This is a genomic window from Bacillus hominis (assembly GCF_018332515.1).
GTDB classification, from domain to species: domain Bacteria; phylum Bacillota; class Bacilli; order Bacillales; family Bacillaceae_G; genus Bacillus_A; species Bacillus_A hominis.
The window spans coordinates 21376-43863 of record NZ_BOQD01000029.1; the positions used below are offsets into that span (position 1 = coordinate 21376).

The 22488-nt window shown below is 36.1% G+C and carries 23 protein-coding genes; 5 read left to right on the forward strand and 18 right to left on the reverse strand.

The genetic code is table 11. From position 1 onward, the window contains the following. Positions 1–26 precede the first annotated feature (26 nt). Positions 27–530 (reverse strand): YceD family protein, encoded by a 504-nt coding sequence (locus KI356_RS04200; protein ID WP_212934842.1) that lies wholly within the window; start codon positions 528–530, stop codon positions 27–29. 153 nt (positions 531–683) lie between these two features. Here KI356_RS04200 and KI356_RS04205 point away from each other — a divergent pair, with 153 nt between their 5' ends. Further along, positions 684–1925 (forward strand): nucleotidyltransferase, encoded by a 1242-nt coding sequence (locus KI356_RS04205; RefSeq protein ID WP_212934850.1) that lies wholly within the window; start codon positions 684–686, stop codon positions 1923–1925. A gap of 26 nt (positions 1926–1951) precedes the next feature. Here the strand turns inward: KI356_RS04205 and KI356_RS04210 are convergent, their stop codons facing one another. Continuing rightward, positions 1952–2977, reverse strand: coding sequence for a SepM family pheromone-processing serine protease (locus KI356_RS04210; RefSeq protein WP_212934843.1), 1026 nt, complete (start codon positions 2975–2977; stop codon positions 1952–1954). Next, positions 2970–3761 carry a patatin-like phospholipase family protein gene (locus tag KI356_RS04215; RefSeq protein WP_212934844.1) on the reverse strand — a complete coding sequence of 264 codons (792 nt, stop codon included), beginning with the start codon at positions 3759–3761 and terminating at the stop codon, positions 2970–2972. Before KI356_RS04215 ends, KI356_RS04210 begins: the two co-directional genes overlap by 8 nt. 112 nt (positions 3762–3873) lie before the next feature. On the opposite strand from KI356_RS04215, the gene spoVV reads away from it, so the two are divergent. Further along, a complete protein-coding gene (gene spoVV / locus KI356_RS04220; RefSeq protein WP_212934845.1) occupies positions 3874–5103 on the forward strand; it encodes a dipicolinic acid transporter SpoVV in 1230 nt (409 codons plus the stop codon). Here the strand turns inward: spoVV and coaD are convergent. Both coaD and rsmD read right to left on the reverse strand, forming a co-directional pair. After that, positions 5095–5586 (reverse strand): pantetheine-phosphate adenylyltransferase, encoded by a 492-nt coding sequence (coaD, locus tag KI356_RS04225; RefSeq protein WP_002121935.1) that lies wholly within the window; start codon positions 5584–5586, stop codon positions 5095–5097. The genes spoVV and coaD overlap by 9 nt on opposite strands. Further along, positions 5583–6149: a 16S rRNA (guanine(966)-N(2))-methyltransferase RsmD gene (rsmD, locus tag KI356_RS04230; protein ID WP_002121937.1), complete on the reverse strand. Its 567-nt coding sequence runs from the start codon at positions 6147–6149 to the stop codon at positions 5583–5585. The genes coaD and rsmD overlap by 4 nt, the downstream gene beginning before the upstream one ends. A 515-nt stretch (positions 6150–6664) precedes the next feature. On the opposite strand from rsmD, the gene KI356_RS04235 reads away from it, so the two are divergent. Beyond that, positions 6665–7054: a DUF7147 family protein gene (locus tag KI356_RS04235; RefSeq protein WP_002014762.1), complete on the forward strand. Its 390-nt coding sequence runs from the start codon at positions 6665–6667 to the stop codon at positions 7052–7054. A gap of 56 nt (positions 7055–7110) precedes the next feature. On the opposite strand, the gene KI356_RS04240 is transcribed toward KI356_RS04235, so the two are convergent. The 6 genes from KI356_RS04240 to KI356_RS04265 form a co-directional block, all read right to left on the reverse strand. Continuing rightward, positions 7111–7377 (reverse strand): YlbG family protein, encoded by a 267-nt coding sequence (locus tag KI356_RS04240; RefSeq protein ID WP_002088292.1) that lies wholly within the window; start codon positions 7375–7377, stop codon positions 7111–7113. A gap of 127 nt (positions 7378–7504) precedes the next feature. Beyond that, positions 7505–7957, reverse strand: a complete 453-nt coding sequence (locus KI356_RS04245; RefSeq protein ID WP_128281152.1) for a YlbF/YmcA family competence regulator — start codon at positions 7955–7957, stop codon at positions 7505–7507. Positions 7958–8073: 116 nt separating this feature from the next. After that, positions 8074–8646: a histidine phosphatase family protein gene (locus tag KI356_RS04250; protein ID WP_128281151.1), complete on the reverse strand. Its 573-nt coding sequence runs from the start codon at positions 8644–8646 to the stop codon at positions 8074–8076. A gap of 77 nt (positions 8647–8723) precedes the next feature. Further along, positions 8724–8969 carry a YlbE-like family protein gene (locus KI356_RS04255; protein WP_212934846.1) on the reverse strand — a complete coding sequence of 82 codons (246 nt, stop codon included), beginning with the start codon at positions 8967–8969 and terminating at the stop codon, positions 8724–8726. Positions 8970–8980: 11 nt separating this feature from the next. After that, complete coding sequence (locus KI356_RS04260) at positions 8981–9421, reverse strand: YlbD family protein (protein WP_128281149.1); 441 nt, start codon at positions 9419–9421, stop codon at positions 8981–8983. A gap of 235 nt (positions 9422–9656) precedes the next feature. Then, on the reverse strand, positions 9657–10691 hold the full coding sequence (locus tag KI356_RS04265) for a CAP domain-containing protein (RefSeq protein WP_128281148.1): 1035 nt from the start codon (positions 10689–10691) through the stop codon (positions 9657–9659). Between the two features lie 207 nt (positions 10692–10898). On the opposite strand from KI356_RS04265, the gene KI356_RS04270 reads away from it, so the two are divergent. Further along, complete coding sequence (locus KI356_RS04270) at positions 10899–11264, forward strand: YugN family protein (RefSeq protein WP_128281147.1); 366 nt, start codon at positions 10899–10901, stop codon at positions 11262–11264. Positions 11265–11300: 36 nt separating this feature from the next. On the opposite strand, the gene ctaG is transcribed toward KI356_RS04270, so the two are convergent. The 6 genes from ctaG to ctaB form a co-directional block, all read right to left on the reverse strand. Next, complete coding sequence (gene ctaG / locus KI356_RS04275) at positions 11301–12206, reverse strand: cytochrome c oxidase assembly factor CtaG (RefSeq protein ID WP_212934847.1); 906 nt, start codon at positions 12204–12206, stop codon at positions 11301–11303. A gap of 82 nt (positions 12207–12288) precedes the next feature. After that, a complete protein-coding gene (gene ctaF, locus KI356_RS04280) occupies positions 12289–12621 on the reverse strand; it encodes a cytochrome c oxidase subunit IVB (RefSeq protein WP_128281145.1) in 333 nt (110 codons plus the stop codon). A gap of 3 nt (positions 12622–12624) precedes the next feature. Beyond that, positions 12625–13248: a cytochrome c oxidase subunit III gene (gene ctaE, locus KI356_RS04285; protein ID WP_000557861.1), complete on the reverse strand. Its 624-nt coding sequence runs from the start codon at positions 13246–13248 to the stop codon at positions 12625–12627. After that, entirely contained in the window at positions 13248–15083 is a 1836-nt protein-coding gene (gene ctaD / locus KI356_RS04290; protein WP_205685966.1) for a cytochrome c oxidase subunit I, read from the reverse strand. Before ctaD ends, ctaE begins: the two co-directional genes overlap by 1 nt. A 60-nt stretch (positions 15084–15143) precedes the next feature. Then, positions 15144–16193: a cytochrome c oxidase subunit II gene (gene coxB / locus KI356_RS04295; protein ID WP_128281143.1), complete on the reverse strand. Its 1050-nt coding sequence runs from the start codon at positions 16191–16193 to the stop codon at positions 15144–15146. A 93-nt stretch (positions 16194–16286) separates the two neighbouring features. Beyond that, the gene (gene ctaB, locus KI356_RS04300) at positions 16287–17210 is read right to left on the reverse strand and encodes a protoheme IX farnesyltransferase (protein ID WP_212934848.1); all 924 of its coding nucleotides are present in this window, start codon (positions 17208–17210) and stop codon (positions 16287–16289) included. A gap of 497 nt (positions 17211–17707) precedes the next feature. Here ctaB and ctaA point away from each other — a divergent pair, with 497 nt between their 5' ends. After that, entirely contained in the window at positions 17708–18649 is a 942-nt protein-coding gene (ctaA, locus tag KI356_RS04305; RefSeq protein WP_212934849.1) for a heme A synthase, read from the forward strand. Positions 18650–18730: 81 nt separating this feature from the next. Here the strand turns inward: ctaA and pyc are convergent, their stop codons facing one another. Further along, on the reverse strand, positions 18731–22177 hold the full coding sequence (gene pyc, locus KI356_RS04310; protein WP_128281140.1) for a pyruvate carboxylase: 3447 nt from the start codon (positions 22175–22177) through the stop codon (positions 18731–18733). Between the last annotated feature and the right edge of the window lie 311 nt (positions 22178–22488).

A 22488-nucleotide genomic window follows, 5' to 3' on the forward strand; every position in this document is an offset into this window, starting at 1 on the left:
TATGAAGGCCTAAACCAGTCTTCCGATTATTTGTCAAAAAACTTTGCAAGTCCTGCCAATCTTGGATCAACAGGCTTTTCTTTGTTTTCTTCCGAAATCACTTGCCAGTCTTGACCTTGCATCGGTGCTCCACCAGAAACATCATCACTGAAAATTTGCATTGGAATCTCCAAAAGTATATTTTCCTTGATTACGGGCAGTAAGTCAAGTACTTCTCCTTCTAAACAATGAAATTCAGCTTCTGTTTCAAATTCTTCTTCTTCTGAAGTTTGGAACACCTCAGTTGTTTTAATGTCAAATGGTAATGTCACATCTACTAAAGAGCGAGAACATGGTAAAACCATGCTTCCAGTTATATGTAGATGAAACGTAAACTTACCGGAGCCAAAATCAACTCTTCCTGTTACATGAACAGGATTAATTTCACGAATATCTTTCTCGACCTCTTTTAGCTCACTTACATCTACCATTTCATTTAATGTCAATCCTTTATTTCTCAATTTATTCAATTGATGGATGGACCATTTCATATCATATCACCTCAAGGCAACAAACAAAATTATAGCTAGCCATTTTATATTTGTCAATGTTTTTTCTTTACACTATAATGAAGTCATCATAGGAAATAATATATAGATTATCACGTTTTCCAAAAAGATGCTACATCGAAAGGAGAGATTACCATAAAATCCAGTGGTATTGTTGTTGAATATAACCCTTTTCATAACGGTCATGCTTATCATGTGCAACAAACAAAAAAGTTAACACAGTCTGATATTATTATCGCCGTTATGAGTGGTCCTTTTTTGCAGCGTGGTGAGCCCGCACTCATCTCCAAATGGTATCGTACTAAAATGGCCTTAACAAACGGCGTAGACCTTGTTATAGAGCTTCCTTATGCATTCGCAACACAAAAGGCCGAAACTTTCGCAAATGGCGCAATTTCGATTTTAAACGCCCTTGGTGTTTCTGAAATTTGTTTCGGTAGTGAAGATGGACAAACTGAAAATTTCTACAATACCATCGCTATACAAAAAAATGAAGAAGAGACTTTTAATCGTCTTGTGAAACAATTTATGAATGCAGGTAATAGTTATGCAAAAGCTACATCTGAAGCCTTTCTACACATCTTACCAGCCGAAAAAAACGTAGATATGTCACAACCAAATAACATTTTAGGCTTACAGTACATTAAGGCAATTCTCTTACAAAATAGTTCCATGCAAGCACAAACTATAAAAAGATTCGCCTCTCATTATCATGATGAAACATTTCACGATCAACATATTGCAAGTGCAACAAGTATTCGCAAACAGCTATTTAATGAAAACGGTTCCTCTACAACTATTGAGCCTTTCATCCCGAAAATGACTGCTTCTCTTTTAGAAAACTACAAACAAAACTACGGGACGTTACATAACTGGGAAAAATACTTTTCATTTTTCAAATACAAACTTATGACGATGTCTTCAGAGGACTTACAACATATATATGAAATGGAAGAAGGTTTAGAGCATCGTATTTTATCAAAAATACAAAACAGTTCATCTTTCTATTCATTCATGGAAGCATTAAAAACAAAACGTTATACATGGACTAGATTACAAAGAGCTTGTACACATATTTTAACAAATACAACGAAGGAAGAAATATATAAAGCAAATATAGAGCAACACGCGCCGTATATCCGTCTTCTCGGAATGTCACAAAAGGGACAAACTTATCTTTCTAAAAACAAGAAAAAAATAGAACTCCCAATCCTTACTCATACGAAAACATTCGAACATCCAACTTTAGACATAGAGCGAAAATCAAATGCTGTATATTTCTCCATAATGCAAGAACCTTTGCGGACACAACTGCTAAAACAAGACGCAACGCATCATCCAATTCGTTATGATGAAACAACTAAAAAATTCCTATAAAAAAAACCTCTCTTTTTCAGAGAGGTTTACTTTGTTTTACCCATTTTTTCCAAATACGTTAATGCATCATCCAGTGTGTCCACCGGTACAATTTTCATCTTTGTTTTAATATCTTTCGCAGCTTCAAGAGCATCTTTATAATTCGATTTCTCTACACCTTTTTCATTTGGCGCAAAAAACACTTCAGCTCCTGCATCACTAGCAGCTACTACTTTTTGCTGAATACCACCAATTGGACCAATTTCTCCTTTATCATTGATTGTACCTGTTCCAGCTATTTCATGTCCGTTTGTTAAATCTTCTTCAACGAGCTGATTATAAATTTCTAGTGTAAACATTAACCCTGCTGATGGCCCTCCTATTTCATGGGAATCAATTTTCACTTTCGGATCTACTACTAACTCTCTTTCCGTAACGATAGAGACCCCTATACCGACGCGTCCATTCCCATTAGGGATTGTCTTTACATTTAAATTTTCTTTAAACTGTTTTCCGCCCCGCTTATATTCAATATTTACTGCATCCCCTTCTTTTTTCCCTGTCATATACTCAATAAATTGTTCCGTCTTGTCGAATGTTTTTCCATCGACAGCTACTATAACATCTCCAAGCTTAAGCTTTCCTTCTGACGGCATGCCCTTTGCTACACCAGCCACTAGTACACCTTTATTTTCAAAAGAAACAGAGCGATTTGCACGTTTATATGCATTATAAATTGCAGCGTTTTGTGAATCTTTCATTGCATAATTTTGGCGAAATTGATATTCTTCATCACTCTCACCTTTTTGCAATATTTCTTCCGCCTTCGAAACGTGTGTATATTTATTAAATTGTGCGGCTATTAAGTTCACCACATTTGCAGGCCCCATTGAGACAGTGACAAGCATGAAATCACCAGACTCTTTCGTTCCACCGTCAACTTGCACGTACGGCGCTAATTTCGCCGCCATACCTGGTTTTGTCACATAATACGGCAAACGCACATAAACAAGTAGCATCGCCAATATAACCCCTATTAAAATTGCATATATAAACCGAAAACGCTTAAACATTATGTTTCTCCTTCCACTGCTCAATTAGTAAATAAATGTTTGAAATGTGTTTTTCTGCTTCCACTTCTCCGACCCGAATGATGTCTTCAATATGTGTAAAAGCACGCGAACTAAATTGTTCTACGGCTGGCCGCATCATTAAATCTGATGCTATTTGCCGATTCATCACAAGTTCATGTTGCATGATTTCAATACTTTGCATAATCACATCATAAATCGATGTAACCTCTCCATTCACCTTAATTGGAGATACATCAACAGCAATAACAATATCAGCCCCTAAATCTTTTACAACCGATACGGGAATACGGTCAATTACCCCTCCATCCACTAATAAGCGGCCATCTATTTTCTCTGGAACAAACACCCCTGGCACAGATATACTAGCTCGAACCGCCTCCGCAATCGGACCGCTTGTAAAAACAACTTTTTCCCCCTTCAAAATGTCAGTAGCCACAACAGCCGTCGGGATATCTAACTCTTCTAAATTTTTATTATATGTAAACATTTTAATCATATCTTTAATACGTTTTCCAGTAATAAATCCCATTTTAGGAACTGTAAAATCCAAATAATATTTCCTTTTAAAAACAGCTGCCAATTTATACAGTCTTTCAACATTACAACTCGCTGCATAAAATGTACCAATTAATGCTCCTATACTACTACCTGCTATCATATGGATAGGGATACCAGCTTCCCTTAACACTTTTATTACCCCTATGTGAGCAAAACCTTTTGCACCTCCGGATCCAAGCGCTAAACCGATTTTTGGTTCCTTCATTTTTCTCACCCTTTAATTTTTTTCATTCCTTTTTCATACTTATGGTCTAAATTCACCACATATCCACGTATACTGAAATGAACGTTTTTGGGACAAAGGGGGATTTTCTTACATGTACGAAAAATGGAAAACTGCTTTTCTTACCATATCAATGTTGTTTTTAACCTTTTCTCTTGTACTTCACCCCCAAGATGCTTTGCAAGCTTCAATTCGCGGGTTAAATATATGGTGGGAAGTTGTATTCCCTTCACTACTACCGTTTTTCATCATTGCGGAACTTCTAATCAGTATTGGTGTTGTAAAATTTATCGGTGTTATATTAGAACCACTAATGCGTCCACTGTTTCGTGTTCCAGGGGTAGGTGGGTTTGTTTGGGCAATGGGAATGGCTTCAGGATTCCCCGCTGGCGCCAAATTAAGCGCTAGACTACGCAAGAGCAATCAACTAACACAAATTGAAGCGGAACGACTCGTATCTTTCACAAATTCTTCTAATCCACTTTTTATTTTCGGAGCGGTTTCTATTGGTTTTTTCAATAATCCGAAATTAGGGCTCGTATTAGCAGCAGCACATTATATAAGTAACCTTATCGTCGGATTACTTATGCGCTTTTATGGTAATAACGATACTTACATAAAAGACAAACATACGAATCAAAAGCGTGCCTTTCAAAACCCTTTTTCCATCCTCCACCAAACACGTATGCAAGAAAAAAGACCAATCGGAAAACTACTCGGTGACGCTATCGTTTCTTCTATTCAAACATTGCTCATGATTGGTGGGTTTATTATTTTATTCTCTGTTTTAAATAAAATGATTACTGTTTTCGAAATTACAGAAGCGCTTTCTTTTATTATGCAACATATTTTATCATTCTTCCAACTTACATCCCAATTTAGTATTCCGATATTATCCGGTATTTTTGAAATGACGCTTGGAAGCCAAATGATTAGTCAAATTAATGAAACAACACTTCTTCAACAAGCGATGGTAACAAGCTTCATTTTAGCATTTAGCGGCCTTTCTATTCAGGCACAAGTAGCAAGCATATTAGCGGAGACAGATATCCGCTTTAAGCCATATTTTTTAGCTCGAATTATCCAAAGTATTCTCGCACCTATTTTCACTTTTATATTTTGGGGACCATTTTATGAAAAAGTTCATTCTTTCTCGCCTACGCAAGAAGATCTTCCCGTATTTTTATTGAATCATTCTTACACACTAACTGATATTTGGACATCATTTATACACTACGGACCAATTTTCACCTTATTTTGTTTATATTTATATGTTATCTTATTGTTTTTACGCATTTATAAAGAAAAACCCCGTTCACTTTAACGGGGTTTGAAACTTTTCTTTTAAAGCACGCTCTACCATCGGAGGAACAAGGTCTACTACACTTCCCCCATATCTCGCAACTTCTTTTACAATACTTGAACTTAAAAATGAATATTGATTATTTGTCATAATAAAGAAGGTTTCGATATTTTCGTCTAATTTTCGATTCATTGAAGTAATTTGCATCTCATATTCAAAATCAGAAACCGCTCGCAAACCACGTAATATTGCGTTTGCATTACGCATTTTTGCATATTCCACCAATAATCCACTATGTGAATCAACTTTTACATTCGGAATATCCTTTGTCGCCTCTCGAATTAACTCTAGGCGTTCTTCTACCGAAAAGAATGGTTTTTTTGATGAATTGTTTAAAACAACTACATATACTTCATCAAATACTTTTGCTCCCCTTTTAATAATATCCAAATGTCCAAGGGTAATTGGATCAAAACTCCCTGAAGAAATAGCTATACTTGTCATTCTGTCCCCTCACCTTCATACTTATAAATCGAAATTGCTGTAATCCCATAGTTTTCTGCCCGTACTTTTACAAGTTCTCCTATAGAATCAGGTAAAACCACGTCATCCCCATGCTCTGCCATAATGATTCCATCTTTATTTAACAATCCATGTTGATCCATCACACTAATTAAAGACACAATTTTTTGACCTTTATATGGAGGGTCTATTAGTATAAGATCGAATGATATTTCACGCTTTATAAGCGCCTTTACCGCACGTTCCGCATCATTTCGGTACACTTCGGCTTGTTCTTGTATTCTACAGCTTTCTAAATTTTGATGAATGACTTTTATCGCTTTACTATCTCGGTCAACAAAAATCGCTTTATCAATCCCTCTACTTATGGCCTCAATTCCAAGACCACCACTACCACCAAATAAATCAAGAGCGATACCACCATCATAATAAGGACCTATCATATTAAAAATAGATTCTTTTACTTTATCTGTCGTTGGACGTGTTGTATTACCAGGTACCGCTTTAAGTGGGTGCCCTTTACATTTCCCTGAAACTACTCTCATCTGTTGTCACTACCTTTATTTCAATCTATCGAGCGATTACAGTAACTCCATCTCAAGTCGGTAACCGCTACCAAACCATACAATTCTTCACTAATTCGTTACTTAACCTATAGAGAACTTTAGTTAAAATAACCGTTCGCTATTTCTCGCATATTCATCTCACTATTTGCGAACAAAAACCCTTTATGTACATCAGTTCCACTTTACCTTTTTTATCCTATCATAAAATAAAAAAAAGAAAAATAAAAAGCCTAACATAAATTTTAATTTCATTATGTATATCTTCATTTAGATTGGACATAAATAAATATAACAACATCACATTCGATGTTGTTGCCAACCGCGGAGAAGACTTACGTTTCCCCATAAGTTCTTCCTCCGGTTTCTCCTCTCCCTTTGCCTTCTTACTAGTACATACTAGTATTAGAAGGGCCCTGCTTTGCAGGGTTTTTTTATTTGTCTACTTTTCATTTAAAAAGTGAGGTGGTACAGTAAAAGAAAGAGGAGGAAAAAATATGATTCAACGCTTTATAGAACTCGGAGAAGGCTACTCTGACTTATATGAATTACTTGAAATTGCCAAAACAAACCAAGAACGTGTAACACATATGTTACAATTCGAAACTGTAAAAAACGAAAAAAAAGTGTGTTCACTTGTTGTAATACTAAAACCGACAACTACTGGTGATTTCCAACCATTATACATATGTCGTGAAGGCATTCCTGTACTTGAAAATAAAAAAAGTAAACGTGTCGTTTTATTTGAAGAAATGGCGGAACAAATAGGGAAAAAAGTTACTCCCTTTACTGTAAAACCATCAACAACTTTCCCTGAAAAAGAACTATTTTTTAATCATCTAATTGGTATTTTACGAATGAACAATTTCATTCCTCCAATGAAATAACACGTTATTTCAAGTAAAAAAAATCCCCAGCTAAATTTAGCAGGGGATTTTTTTACTTAGCTATAATCGTATTCTTTTGCCCGATCAGGACGCGAATTTTCGAATTCCGTTTTTAAAAATGGGCGATACGACTGTTCTACTTTTTTTACAAAAGGAAGCTTATTCAATTTTTGCATCATATGCTCAATTTGTTCCATATCACAATAAACAACGGCATATTTCAATCGTTTTGATATGTAATGAATGTTACCATATTTCCTTAAAATCTTGGCATGTTTCAATGAATGTAAATAAACAATCATACTTTGTCGTTGCCCGAACATAATCTTCTCCATCTTCTCCTTTTAAAAACTTATATTCTTATATTTTATGAAAACCAATCAAAAATTTATGACATTAAAGGACAAACTCTGTATACGTTTTCTTCTATATTCTAAAAAACAGGGTAAATTACCCCGTTTTTTTACAACCACAACCGCCTCCGGTACCACAACCACCGCCACAGCCACCCGCATCAAAAAACGGATTTCCTGTTGGAACTTTAACGGAAGAAGACACCTCAGAACCAATTGCTACACTAACTTCATCTAATAACTTTTGTAAAGTAGTTTCTGCTCTTTTAAAGGCTGCAACCTTATCATGCATATCTACAGAACGCTTTAATTCCCTCATTTTCGTCGAAACGAAAGTATAATCAGGATGATATTTACCAAAACGTTGCACTTCTTCATATCGCTCTTTCATCGCTGTAAATTGCTGAATTAGCGTCTGTACTTCTATATCTTCTTGTAAATCCTTATAATACTTACGATAATCTTCTGCTATATCTGAACAGATAATCGCTTTTGCAAGCTGCTCTGCCTTATCTAAAATCAATACGCTTTCCAGCGTCGCTACAATCATGAGAGACACCTCCGAGTATTCATCATAACACATTTGGAACAGAACTACTAATTGAAGTGTCTCACCTAAAAGAAAGATATGATTCTAACTACTTTTCATACAATCCCCTTGCACCCTTATACACTAATATGCTCCGCAATATTATATTCAAGAACATCCCATTTCCCACAATTCTCTTTTACATAGCTAATACACGCGTTTTTTAACGGCGTTTTAAATGTAATTTCATCTGGTACAATTGCATGTAAAATAGCTTTTATTGCATGTGAATGCGCAACAATGATAATACGTTTATCTCCATGTGCTGCTGCAACCTCTTGTAAAGCCGTAAAACAGCGCTCTACAATTTCTTCATCCTGCTCCATTCCTTCTACATTACCTTCTGCAATTAACTCTCTAACGGCCGCAACTGGTTTCCCAGAAGCTTCACCAAAATTACGTTCCATAAATCGCTCATCTAATAAAATAGATGGTAATCCAATAGCCCCAGCAATTTCCTTAGCTGTTTCTTGCGCTCTAATTAACGGGCTACTTATAATTATATCCCACGATTTCGCTTGCAAGGCAGCTGCACTTTGACTCGCTTGCTTCTTTCCAACTTCGTTGAGTGGAATATCTTCGCGCCCTTGAATAATCTCTTGAAAGTTCCAATCAGTTTGTCCATGTCGTACTAAACAAATTTCCGTCATGCTGCAACTCCTTTTTTAAATAATCCGATTCTATTGTAACAAAAGTTTTGCATAACGGACATAGTTTTCCCTTCCAATTACGTCGCATTTTGCTGCTTCATATACTGGAACATATCAATCATAATTGAAGCAACCGCCAATTGATTTTGAAATTTTTCCACTTTATCTGGTATCGTTTTTTTGAAATGCTGCATAGCAGCTAACTCAAAAGCTTCTTTTTCTTCTGGGTTACGCGTCAATTTCCGATACCAGTATGGCTGTTCCCTAATATAGCGAGCTAAATCCTCATCAGCTTTTATAAACTCCATAATTTCCGCTCTCATCCTCTTTCCCCCTAATCCTTTTGAAAGAAAAAAGGATTATTTTCAGAAGTACTTTGTTCTTGCTGCGCATGGTTCCCTTGAAATTGTTGGATAACTTGTTGCACGCTACCAATCGCACTCGTTACATTTGCTAAATGATGTTGCATTTGTTCTACGTCTAGCTTTTTAAAAAAAGAAAGCATTTGCCCCATCACATCAGCAGTTTTTTCCTCTTCTGTTCGTTTTTCTTTTTTTTCTTCTTTATTTTCTTTTACCGAAGAAAAAGCAGGTGCTCCATCAGGTCTATACGCTGTCCATATTTGATCTTGTTCACCAAGTAAGTACCATTCTTCATAAAATTGCTGCCAAGTTTTTTGACCACTTCTAACTTCATGAACCATTTTAGGGTGATGGTTTACAAACTCTTTAAACTGTTGAACCGATGGATGTAACGGCCCTTTTGTTGTTGGCATAGTCCTCACCTCTTCATGTATATCTACTATATTGTAAGAAAAAAAAGGCACATGGTTCGCCTATTTTTAGACGATTCATGCACCTTTTTATCTCCCTATTTGTGGACAGTAAGACTCCCACCTTAAACTTCTACGAATACGCAGAGGTTAGGTGGGAGTCTTACCGCCCGTTAAAGCCCGATTGATGAAGGCTAATAATCATGGAAGGATGCCCCCCACTGATTAAAGTTTCACTTTATTTCCGGATAAAGTTTTGAGTATAAAATTTATCATATACCCCAACACCTAATCCAGTAAATTGTTCATTTAATAAATTCTTTCTGTGACCCTCACTATTTAACCAACCTTGTACCGCCGCAATTCCATCACTATGTTGCGCCGCTATATTCTCACCAGCAAGTTGAAAAGCCACTTGCCCACGTTGCAAACGGTCTCCTAACGTACCAAAAGTAGGTGAATCGTGTGAAAAATAATTATTATCCTTCATATCTTTACTATGGCCAAATGCAACATCTGCAGTTTGTTGATCCCATGTTAACAACGGTAATTGATGACGACTTCGAATAACATTTGTTAAATCGAGAATTTGTTGCATATTTCCATTTTCTACTTGCTTCATTTTTTCTGGCGTCAGCGGCTGTTCCGCTATTAATTCACCTGAATAAACAAGTTGATATGGTCTTTGTCGTAATAACGTTTCATCATCCATATAACGAAGACCAACAAGCTCATGTGTAAAATGATCAAAATATAATTGTGCCCAGCCATCTTCTACAGGTACTAGCGGTTGTTCCATTACTTCCGTATCAGATAACTCAAATTGATAACTATTTTTTCCTCTTTTTAATGAAATCTCATGTGAAAGTGGATTCTTTTTATATACCTCTTCATACTTTTCGTTTATATAATAGGGAGCTATCTTAACTTGCTCACCAGCAACATACGCCGTTACAACTTTACGTTCAGCAACTCCAAATTGAACATACTGAGCTAAATCTTGATTATACACCCACCATTCATATCCATAAGCAGACGGCTCTATTCGAGACGGTTCTCCCCACTTCGCTAATAAATTCTCAGAGTCCCCACCAATCATATTTAAAACAGTATCTGTGGATTCTTCATTTACTTGCTTCTTCTTTTTCACAATTTTATTTTCTTGCTTAGAGTGAGATGGGGTTAATATATATTGTGACACGAGTAACTTCCCGTATAAATCAACAGCTAAAATTAAAAATGTAATCATTACGATACGCAATAATTTCTTCAAACGATATACCTCCTGAACAAAGCATAAAATCGAGATATACACAAATCCTTTTATTTCCTTTTTTGTGTGTACCGTACTCTTTTCACTATATCATATTTTCATGAAAAAAGTCTGGATTATCCCTTTTCTCGCAATATGAATTGCACTTTCTTATTATTCATACTATTATAAAAATAATGCACTAACATTAAAAGAAGGAGGTATTCTATGCAATTTACAAATACAAACTTTAATGATGCAGTCGTTGATTTAACTCTTTTAACTGAGATTATGGAAAACAATCATTTTGTACTTGCTGGACAATGGGATTACGAACGCGTTACATATGATTATAAATTTGAGATATTAAAGGATGTTTATTATTTACGTGTACAAGGATTTGCCGTTGAAGGTGACATCGGCGGCCGACATGCTCAAGTAAAATTATTGCCACCCTTATTAGGAAAACATTATTATCCTCATGGCGTTGAATATGGAGATGACGAGATTTTCCCAACAAATGTACTTCAAAAGAGCGAACAACTCCTACAAAATATTGAAAAAGAGTTGAAAGAATTTCAAATTATTGAATAACAAAAAAACTAGCGCATTAATACGATGCGCTAGTTTTTATTTCGTCTGCAAATAAGGAGGCAACTCTTGCAGCTGCTCTTTATCCTTTTCACGCTCTCTACGTGCCCATTTAAAGAACACATAACCGATAATCGTACCGTACACTATTTCCTGGACAATTTTCATAATGATACCACCTGTTTGCTGGTCTTGTACTACCGGCATCCAATGTAAAAATTCTGGTCCAGTTATATTTAAATCTGATAAAGTACCCGCCGGTACACAGAGTTCCATTGCCTTCATCCAAGCGGCCGAATCTGTATATGTTGCAAATAATGGTGCAGTCGCAAAAATTATTAACGCACAAGCTGGCGTTAATAAAATACCATTAGCAAACATGTAACCAAGCTTCTTAATATCACTTAAAGTTTGATATTCTGGCAGCGGATTTAACATCGGCCACCACATCATCATTGCTGCAAAAAACAATATAGCAAGGCAAATAGGATGCGCTATTTGACTTTGTTTTACTGCATCAAAAACAATTGGCAAATGATAAAAGGAAAACAGACCATTAAATACAAACAACGCAATAAGCGGCTTAGCAAAAAACTTTATCACAATTTGAACGAACTTAAAAGAAGTAATATAACGATATAACCAAACAGGTATACCAAGCAGTAATAATGGAGGCACCGCAATATACATTACTGCCATCTCAAACATATGTGCACTAAATATAATATGACCAATTAAATCAATAGGTCCTCCCTTTACAAAATACAAAAGAACAATTCCGGTCGTGAAATAAAAAATTTGCTTCTTACTTACCTTCGTCGCATTTTCAAATCGCGTTCTATATGGTCCAATAATTAAAAAATAACTAAGAAGAATCGAGGCCATAAATAATAGAAATACTGGACTCCATAAAGCCTGAAAACCAAATATCCACAAGTTACTCATTGTCACACCTACCTTTTCAAAGTCCTTACTTTTCATATGAAAAGGGAGCAATGATAAATCAAAGCCCCCTTTCTACTGCTGTTTAAATCCAAACAATTGTCATAAAGGCTAAAATTGTAATTAACCCTATTAGCAGACCAGAGTAAAGAAAGAAACTCGCCGCTTCATGTCCTTTATGACTCATATGCATGAAATAATATAACTGAAATATAACTTGAACAACTGCTAACAATAAAATAAATGGAACCGAAAAAATCGGGCTAAATGTCTTCGGATATGCTACTGCTGCAAATGCAACAAATGTCAAAAAAATCATTAGTGCAAACGTAATAACTTGGTGCTTCATTTCCTCCGCACTTTTTCTTTTCCGATAAACAAGATCAACCTTAGGATTATTCGTTTGATTAATTGCCATTGTTTATCCCACCATTCCCATCAAATATACTACAGTGAAAATAAACACCCAAACTACGTCAATAAAGTGCCAATAAATTGACGCAACGTAAAACTTTGGTGCATTGTATAAATTTAAGCCCCGCTTCGCATTTCTAAAGATTAATGTTAAAATCCAACACAATCCAAACAATACGTGGAGTCCATGTGTACCAACAAGAGCATAAAACGCAGAGCCAAACGCACTACTTCTCATAGTATGCTTAAATTCATGTGTATAATGATAAAACTCATATATCTCAAACCCTAAAAACCCTAAACCTAGCAATACAGTTACTAGTAACCAAAGTTGCATTTTCTTAAAGTTAAAGTTTTTCATATGATACATCGCATATACACTCGTTAAGCTACTCGTTAATAAAAGCATCGTCATAATGAAAACGAGCGGCATTTGGAACATCTCTTGAGATGTTGGTCCACCATTTGTAGAATTCTTTAGCGCTAAATATGTGCCAAACAAGGAAGCGAACAACACTGTTTCGCCTCCAAGAAATAACCAAAAACCGACAAACTTATTTTTCCCCTCAAGGGTTGCTTTTTCAGGCTCTGCTGGAAATGTTTCATTCGTTAATTTTTCATCTACATGCATTATGCCTTGCCCCCCTTATCCTCTAAATCTTCCTTATGAATATGATATCCATGATCATCGATTACTGAACGTAGGAACATTGTGCCAAATGTAATGATTAAACCAATAATTGCTACTAATAACCAAAATTTATCTTTGCCGCCCTGCATATACATCGCACCGAAAGCGGCTATAAATAGACCTAGAGAAATGATAAATGGTGAAAATGAAGCATTCGGCATATGAATATCACCGACTGGTTCCGCCGCTGTCATCTCTTTATTACCCTCACGTTTTTCAATCCAAAATGGATCTAACCCACGAACAAATGGTAATTGTTTGAAATTGTATTCCGGTGTAGGCGCTGGCATTGTCCACTCTAATGTACGCGCATCCCATGGATCACGACCAGCTTTTTCTTTTGATACTGTTGTTTTTATAACATTGAACAAAAGAACGATCGTTCCAAGAGCCATGAAAACTGCTCCAATTGAACTAACCATATTTCCAACCTCTAATCCTTGCCCCTCTAAATATGTGTAATAACGACGAGGCATACCGATTAAACCAAGGAAATGTTGGATAAAGAACGTTAAATGGAAACCGATAAAGAATAACCAAAACGTTATTTTCCCTAACGTTTCATTTAATACTTTATTGAACATAAGTGGCCAATAATAATGCGCACCTGCAAGTAAACCAAATACAACACCACCGACAATTACATAATGGAAGTGTGCTACTACGAAATAATTATCATGAAATTGATAATCGGCTGGTGCCGACGCAAGCATAACTCCAGTAACTCCACCCATAACGAATGATGGAATAAAAGCTACTGCCCACATCATAGGTGTTGTAAACCGAATACTTCCGCCCCACATTGTAAAGAGCCAGTTAAATATTTTAATACCTGTCGGAACTGCAATCGCCATTGTTGCAACTGAGAAGATGGCATTTGCAACAGGACCAAGACCGACGGTGAACATATGATGCGCCCATACCATAAAGCCTAAAAATCCAATTAATACAGTCGCGAACACCATCGATGAATAACCGAATAATCGTTTCTTCGAAAATGTAGCAAAGATTTCTGAGAATATTCCGAAAGCTGGGAGTATAAGAATGTATACTTCTGGATGACCGAAGATCCAGAATAAATGCTCCCATATAATCGTGTTCCCACCTAGTACCGGATTAAAGAAACTTGTGCCAAATAAACGATCTAACATTAAAAGTCCTAACCCTACAGTTAACGGTGGAAATGCAAATAATATAAGTGAAGATGTTACAAATGTTGTCCATGTAAACATCGGCATGCGCATATATGTCATTCCTGGTGCACGCATATTAATGATCGTAACAAGGAAGTTAATACCTCCAATCAATGTACCAATACCTGATATCTGCAAACCGAGTACATAAAAATCAACACCATGTCCTTTAGAGGCTAAAGCTAAAGATGCATAAGATGTCCAACCTGCATCTGGTGCTCCACCTAAAAACCAACTTAAATTTAAAAATACTCCACCAAAGAAAAATAACCAAAATCCAAGTGAATTCAAAAACGGGAACGCTACATCACGCGCACCAATTTGAAGCGGTACGGCGGCGTTCATAAATGCAAACACGAGTGGCATAGCTGCGAGGAAAATCATTGTTGTACCGTGCATCGTTAATACTTGATTATAAGCATCCCCAACAAGAAAGGCATTGTTAGGAATCGCTAATTGAAGGCGAATAAATAATGCTTCTAGTCCGCCTACTATAAAAAACAATCCACCTGCAATTAAATAGAGAATGGCAATCTTTTTATGGTCTACTGTCGTTAAATAATCCCATATGACAGCACCCATCCCCTGTTTTTTTGCTACAGAACTCACGTCTTCAACCTCCCCTTCGCGAATAATCCCTCTTTACTTTTCAACTTTTAACGTTTGTAAATATGCATTTAATGCATCAATTTGATCATCCGTTAAGTTGCCATATTTACCAGTCATTTTATTTCCTGGCTTCATATTTTCAGGATCTTTAAGCCATTTTTTCAAATTTTCTTCATTGTTTTCGGCAATACCGGCAACCATATCGCGATCAGCAAAGTTCGCTAAGTTTGGTGCGATACGAGCGGAAGGTGGTCTACTATCATTAGATCCAACTGCATGACAACCAATACAACTTTTATTAAATATTTCTTGGCCCTCTTGCGCTTTTGTTGAAGCTACTTCTTTTTTCCCATCAATCTTTTTCATATCAGCAAGCCATTTTTTGTACTCGCTTTCATCTAAAGCTTTCACTTTAAATTGCATTAAAGAATGTGATGGGCCGCAAAATTCTGTACAAAAACCATTATAAGTGCCTGATTTATCTGCCTTTAACCACATTTTGTTCACATTATCTGTGTTGGTATCCATTTTCCCAGCTAAAGATGGAACCCAAAATGAATGTTTAATATCGGCACCTTTCAAATTCAAATACACTTTCTTACCTGTGGGGATAACTAAATCTTGAGAAGTTACTATTTTTTCTGATTTATAAGAAAATTCCCACCAATAAAGATTCGCTGTTACATCAACAACGATAGTATCTTTATCAATATTCTTTTTCTCCATCGCACTTACATCAGCAAGCTTGAATGTATATGTAACAGTCGGAACAGCCAAGATTAACAAAAGAATAATCGGAATAACTGTCCATATAATTTCTAGTTTGTGATTTCCTTCAACTTGCTCTGGAATATAATCTTCCTCACCTTTTTTTTGTCGGAAACGCACAATTACATATAAGAAAATAATAGTAACTACAAGTACTACTCCTACCATGATTGCACTCGCTAGCAAGAGCAAATCATATTGCATTTTTGCTACTTCCCCTTGCGGAATTAAAGTAGACTGAAAAGCTTTACCGCATCCCCCTAACAGTAAAGCCAGCAGTGAAACGAACGAAAGCAGTCGCCACTGTTTCTTCATACAAACAACCCCCACTTTCTTTGTGAATTAGATTGTACTCTATAGTTAAGTAAAGTAAATCTCCACGTAAAGAAATCCAATCATGTCGTTGTCTTAGAAGAATGTAACTACAATCATTGACACAAATAAGATTGTTAAGTAATTCAGGGAATAAACAAACATTTTTACGGACCATTTGATGTCATCTTGCTTACGGAAGCCATAAAACCCTAATGCGATCCATCCGATGTTAAGCAATGTTGCAATTACCATGAATGTTATTCCAAGCCCACTCATATAAAATGGTAGTGGTAATAAACATACTGTCCAAATCATAATCTGACGTTTCGTAATATCAAATCCCTGTACAACAGGAAGCATTGGGATTCCTGCATTTCGATATTCATCAACACGCTTCATCGCTAATGCGAGGAAATGTGGGATTTGCCAAATAAACATAATTAAAAATAACATCCAAGCAATCGGATGGCTTAAAGAAGGATCAATTGCCGCCCATCCAATTAAAGGTGGAACTGCTCCTGATATACTACCCACAACAGTATTTAACGTATATTTTCTCTTCGTCCATAATGTATATAAAACTACATATGTGAAGGCACCAATAAATGCGATTAACACTGCCATCGGTGTCGTAAGTAATAAAAATACAAAGCCAAGAAGTAAAATTACAAGTCCAAATGCAAGTGCAAAGCCAGGTTTATATTTACCTGTTACCGTTGGACGGTTTTTTGTTCTTTCCATTAATGGATCGATATCTCGGTCAATGTAGTTATTTAAACAACATACCCCAGCCATAATTAATGCAGAACCAACGATTGTGAAAAACAACTTATCCAGATTGTCCATAACACTCAATCCATTAAAATATAAAGCCAACCAAAATCCTGTAAATACAGTAAGTGTATTTGAGTTTACAATACCCATTTTAACGAGCGCTGATAAATCTTGTAACCGAGTTGTTTCCGGTACACTTGAAACAGCTGACTCATCATGCAGCTCACTTGTTGCATGGTTCATCACTTTAACCCCCTCTTAAACCTATCATCTTTCTAAGCATATATTTCATGTGAAATATTTCGCTTCTATATAGCAATATTATTACAGTAGAAATATTGTTAACCCATTCTACTACTAATCTACGCCCATACTCCAATATATTAAATCACATTTCCCGAACATTTTGTGAAGAAAACATGAACTTTTTGTGTCGAACATTAAAAAACTTTATTCTAATTTATCCTTATCATACCATGATGTTATCTTCTATAATAAACTATTTTGTCATATTTAGCATGTATTCTCCCCATTTCTTTTCAAAACAGCCTGATTTTCACCTAAAATATGTATTTAAAATCCCATTTTTTTCTTTATACTACGTACGTTGTCCTCGCCCTCCATTTCTTTGCTATTTTATTATTTTTTATATATCATAGGACTGTAGCACGTTTTATTCTATATATAATGGAATGAAAATATTTCTCAATAACTTCATAGCAGAAAGATGGTGAAAGAGATTGCAACGCTTTATTAAATGGTTAGCAGTCATTACAAGTCTCGATTTATTAGTAGTTTTACTAGGAGGCGCTTTAGTTACAAAAACAGGTTCAGGCCAAGGATGCGGTAAATCATGGCCACTTTGTAACGGTGAATGGTTTCCATCTAATTTATCAATGGAAACTATTATTGAGCTAAGTCACCGCTTAACATCGGGATCAGCAGGAATCCTTGTTACTCTTCTTTGTATCTTGTCCTGGAAATATTATAAACATGTGCGCGAAACAAAAACGTTAGCAATTTTATCCTTCGTATTTTTAGTTGCACAAGCATTAATGGGGGCGGCAGCGGTTGTTTGGGGTCAAATGCCTGCTGTATTAGCTATTCATTTTGGTATTTCCTTAATTTCATTTGCTTCTGTCATCTTGTTAACGTGTCTTATTTTTGAAATTGATCAGAAATTTGATGCACGTTCACTTATTATGGACAAAAAAATGAAATTTCATATTTATGGTGTAACAATTTACAGTTATATCGTTGTCTACACAGGAGCTTTAGTACGTCACGAACGCGCTACCTTAGCCTGTCCAGACTTCCCTTTATGCAGTAAAAACAGACCTATGCCAACTCAACTACATGAGTGGGTCCAAATGGGGCATAGAGTTGCAGCTATGTTAATATTCGTTTGGATACTATACGCGATGTTTATAGCTATTCGTCATTACAAGCAGCAGCGTGTAGTATACTGGGGATGGATTATTTCATTTATCCTTGTTACACTTCAAGCTGTAGTAGGAATTTTAGTTGTATTTACAAACGCTAGTTTAGCAATGGCATTGTTACATTCACTCTTCATTTCTTGCCTGTTTGCTGTACTATGCTATTTAGTTATGATAGGTACAAGAAGTACAGTCAATGCAAAAGAAACTGAATCAACTTCTAAGCAAAATAAAATAAAGTAAAACTTTAATACCTTGCCAATTCGGCAAGGTATTATTTACACACAAAAAAGAGCTGCTTTCGCACAGCTCTTTTTCTTTATTTTAATGATCTAATTCAATGAGTAAATCTCCCGTTTGAATTGCATCCCCATCATTTACATATACTTTTTTCACTTTACCATTAAATGGCGCTTGAACCGTCGTTTCCATTTTCATCGCTTCTGTAATTGCCATGGAATCACCTTTTTTCACTTCATCGCCTTCTTTTACAACTACTTTAATAACGGTTCCTGGCATCGTTGCGCTAATATGATTTGGATTTTCACGATTCCCCTTCACACGCTGTGCAACAGTTGCTTTCACACTTTCATCTTTCACTACGATTTCACGCGGTTGTCCATTAAATTCCAAGTAAAGCACACGATTTCCATCTGGCTGTGGCTCCCCAATGGAAACTAGTTTAACCATCAATGTTTTACCTTGTTCGATTTCTACATCAATTTCTTCACCAAGTCTCATTCCATAGAAGAAAGTAGGTGTATCAAGCACAGATACATTCCCATAAAGTCCAACAACTTTTTCGTAGTCCATAAACACTTTTGGATACAATGCATATGCGACTACATCAAAAATTGTTACTTCGCGTCCAAGTTTGTGGAATAACTCTTCTTTTAAAGCGTCAAAATCTACTGGCTCTAATAATTCACCTGGTCTTACTGTCAAAGGCTCTTTCCCTTTTAAAATAATATTTTGTAATTCTTTCGGGAAACCACCATATGGTTGACCTAAATCTCCAGAGAACATTTCAACAACAGATCCTGGGAAGTCCATAGCATGTCCACGTTCTAAAATATCTTGCTCTGTCAGATGATTTTGAACCATAAATAATGCCATATCACCGACAACTTTAGATGATGGTGTTACTTTTACAATATCGCCAAACATATCATTAACACGGCGATACATCACTTTAACTTCATCAAAGCGATCCCCTAAGCCAACCGCTTTCGCTTGTTGTTGAAGATTACTATACTGTCCGCCTGGCATTTCGTGCATATATACCTCTGTATGAGGAGCGTTCATACCACTTTCAAATGGAGCATAGTATTTTCGTACATCTTCCCAATAATGAGATAGTTTTTCTAATGAATCTATATTAACATCTGGCTGTCTTTCGTTTCCACCTAACGCATAGTATAGTGTGTTCGCACTTGGCTGTGACGTTTGACCGGCCATAGAACTCACCGCTACATCGACAATATCAACACCTGCTTCAATTGCCTTCGTATACGTTAAAATACCATTTCCGCTCGTATCATGTGTATGCAGGTGAATTGGAATCGAAACCGTCTCTTTTAGTGCTGAAACTAAATCATATGCTGCGTTTGGCTTTAATAAGCCCGCCATATCTTTAATTCCTAAAATGTGAGCTCCTGATGCTTCCAACTCTTTTGCTAAGTTTTTATAATAATTTAAATCGTATTTACTACGTAACGGGTCATGAATGTCTCCTGTGTAACACATTGTCGCTTCTGCAATTTTACCAGTATCTCGTACAGCATCAATTGCAACTCTCATACCTTCTACCCAGTTTAAGCTATCAAAAATACGGAACACATCAATTCCAGCTTGCGCGGAACATTCTACAAATTTTTGAATTAAATTATCTGGATAGTTTTTGTATCCAACTGCGTTTGAAGAACGAAGTAACATTTGGAATAAAACATTCGGCATTTTTTCACGAAGATCTAGTAATCGTTCCCACGGATCTTCTTTTAAGAAACGATACGCAACATCAAACGTTGCACCGCCCCACATTTCCGCTGAGAATAGGTTTGGTAACATTCTCGCTGTTGGCTCTGCAATTTGATGTAAATCTTTTGTACGAATACGAGTTGCAAGTAATGACTGATGTCCATCACGGAATGTTGTATCCGTTAAAAGTACACGTTTTTGATCTTGTACCCACTTTACTAATCCATCCGCTCCACGCTCATCCAAAATTTGTTTCGTTCCATTTTGGATTGGCTCTGAGTGTTTTACACTTGGTATACGAGCATCAGGGAAAATTGGCTTCTCTTTTTTCCCTACTCCTGGGAAACCATTTACTGTTACTGAACCAATATAATTTAACATTTTCGTTCCACGGTCTTTACGTTTCGGGAACAAGAATAGTTCAGGTGACACATCAATAAACGAAGTATCATATTCTCCTGATAAAAAGTTTTTATGTTTTACTACATTCTCTAGGAATGGAATATTTGTTTTAATACCACGAATACGGAATTCTTTTAAGTTACGTTCCATTTTTGCAGCAGCTTGTTCAAAAGTAAGCGCCCAAGTTGTAACTTTTACAAGTAAAGAGTCGTAGTACGGTGTAATAACTGCACCTTGGAAACTATTACCTGTATCAAGACGCACACCAAAACCACCACCTGATCGGTACGCCATTATTTTTCCTGTATCCGGCATGAAATTATTTAGTGGATCCTCAGTCGTTACACGAGATTGGATTGCAAATCCATGTACAACCACTTCCTCTTGCTTAGGAACACCTACCATTTTACTATGTAATGCATGTCCATCAGCTATTAAAATTTGCGATTGAACGATATCGACTCCTGTAATCATCTCTGTAATCGTATGTTCAACTTGAACACGTGGGTTTACTTCAATGAAGTAAAACTCATCACCTTTTACAAGGAATTCTACCGTTCCTGCATTTAAATAGTTTACATTTTTCGTTAACTTAACAGCAGCATCACAAATACGCTGACGCAGATCATCTGAAAGCGACACGCTCGGTGCAATTTCAACTACTTTTTGATGGCGTCGTTGTACAGAGCAATCACGCTCATATAAATGTACAACATTACCTTCTTCATCTGCTAAAATTTGTACTTCTATATGTTTAGGTTTTTCAACGAATTTTTCAACGTACACTTCATCATTACCAAAGGCTGCTTTTGCTTCTGATTTCGCGCGATTATACGATTCTCTTAATTCTTCACTAGCACGTACAATACGCATACCGCGACCGCCGCCACCAAGGGATGCTTTAATAATAATCGGGTAATCATACTTTTCAGCAAATTCCGCAACTTCTTCTAGTGAATTTACTGGACCATCACTACCAGGAATAACTGGAATTTGTGCTAACTGCGCTTGTGTTCTTGCTTTAACTTTATCTCCAAACATGTCTAAATGCTTACTTTTTGGACCGATAAAGATAATCCCTTCTTCTTCACAACGTTTTGCAAATTGAATATTTTCTGACAAGAAACCATATCCAGGGTGGATTGCATCTACATGATTACTTTTCGCAATCTCAATAATGCCTTCAATATCTAGATAAGCATCAATTGGCTTTTTCCCTTCCCCAACTAAATAGGACTCATCGGCTTTATAGCGATGATAAGAACCGCTATCCTCTTTAGAATAGATCGCAACTGTGTTTAATCCAAGTTCTGAACATGCTCGGAACACACGAATTGCTATCTCTCCACGGTTAGCTACCAATACTTTTTGAATACGTTGCAGCTTTGTCATGATTTTCCCCCTCTATTTTCCTACCACTCTAGAGATAAAATACATACACACTCTAAAGAGCGTGAAGTTCTTCACTTTCTACATTATATTATACTTAGAAAGCTTCACTTTATTTTTATCCATCATACCTTATTTTTCAACAAATGATAAGTTTTCTGATCAATTTGTTTCACAAAAATAGTATAGCATACCTCTTCCTTTTCTAACAACAATATTGTATATCACATTCATTTAAATGTAATATACCTTTCGTTTTAAAAGAATCAATATTGTATCACATTTAAAACTTAACAAAATAAAAAAACACATTG

Excerpts from the sequence above, each read along its gene's own strand:
- KI356_RS04210 (WP_212934843.1), bottom strand. The coding sequence starts at position 2,977 with ATGTTTAAGCGTTTTCGGTTTATATATGCAATTTTAATAGGGGTTATA.
- KI356_RS04235 (WP_002014762.1), top strand. The coding sequence starts at position 6,665 with ATGATTCAACGCTTTATAGAACTCGGAGAAGGCTACTCTGACTTATAT.
- coaD (WP_002121935.1), bottom strand. The coding sequence starts at position 5,586 with ATGACAAGTATAGCTATTTCTTCAGGGAGTTTTGATCCAATTACCCTT.
- spoVV (WP_212934845.1), top strand. The coding sequence starts at position 3,874 with ATGTACGAAAAATGGAAAACTGCTTTTCTTACCATATCAATGTTGTTT.
- KI356_RS04260 (WP_128281149.1), bottom strand. The coding sequence starts at position 9,421 with ATGCCAACAACAAAAGGGCCGTTACATCCATCGGTTCAACAGTTTAAA.
- coxB (WP_128281143.1), bottom strand. The coding sequence starts at position 16,193 with ATGAAGAAACAGTGGCGACTGCTTTCGTTCGTTTCACTGCTGGCTTTA.
- ctaG (WP_212934847.1), bottom strand. The coding sequence starts at position 12,206 with ATGAGTAACTTGTGGATATTTGGTTTTCAGGCTTTATGGAGTCCAGTA.
- KI356_RS04200 (WP_212934842.1), bottom strand. The coding sequence starts at position 530 with ATGAAATGGTCCATCCATCAATTGAATAAATTGAGAAATAAAGGATTG.
- pyc (WP_128281140.1), bottom strand. The coding sequence starts at position 22,177 with ATGACAAAGCTGCAACGTATTCAAAAAGTATTGGTAGCTAACCGTGGA.
- ctaF (WP_128281145.1), bottom strand. The coding sequence starts at position 12,621 with ATGGCAATTAATCAAACGAATAATCCTAAGGTTGATCTTGTTTATCGG.
- rsmD (WP_002121937.1), bottom strand. The coding sequence starts at position 6,149 with ATGAGAGTAGTTTCAGGGAAATGTAAAGGGCACCCACTTAAAGCGGTA.
- KI356_RS04245 (WP_128281152.1), bottom strand. The coding sequence starts at position 7,957 with ATGATTGTAGCGACGCTGGAAAGCGTATTGATTTTAGATAAGGCAGAG.
- KI356_RS04250 (WP_128281151.1), bottom strand. The coding sequence starts at position 8,646 with ATGACGGAAATTTGTTTAGTACGACATGGACAAACTGATTGGAACTTT.
- ctaB (WP_212934848.1), bottom strand. The coding sequence starts at position 17,210 with ATGAACCATGCAACAAGTGAGCTGCATGATGAGTCAGCTGTTTCAAGT.
- KI356_RS04255 (WP_212934846.1), bottom strand. The coding sequence starts at position 8,969 with ATGAGAGCGGAAATTATGGAGTTTATAAAAGCTGATGAGGATTTAGCT.
- KI356_RS04240 (WP_002088292.1), bottom strand. The coding sequence starts at position 7,377 with ATGTTCGGGCAACGACAAAGTATGATTGTTTATTTACATTCATTGAAA.
- KI356_RS04215 (WP_212934844.1), bottom strand. The coding sequence starts at position 3,761 with ATGAAGGAACCAAAAATCGGTTTAGCGCTTGGATCCGGAGGTGCAAAA.
- ctaD (WP_205685966.1), bottom strand. The coding sequence starts at position 15,083 with ATGGGTGCTGTCATATGGGATTATTTAACGACAGTAGACCATAAAAAG.
- ctaE (WP_000557861.1), bottom strand. The coding sequence starts at position 13,248 with ATGCATGTAGATGAAAAATTAACGAATGAAACATTTCCAGCAGAGCCT.
- KI356_RS04270 (WP_128281147.1), top strand. The coding sequence starts at position 10,899 with ATGCAATTTACAAATACAAACTTTAATGATGCAGTCGTTGATTTAACT.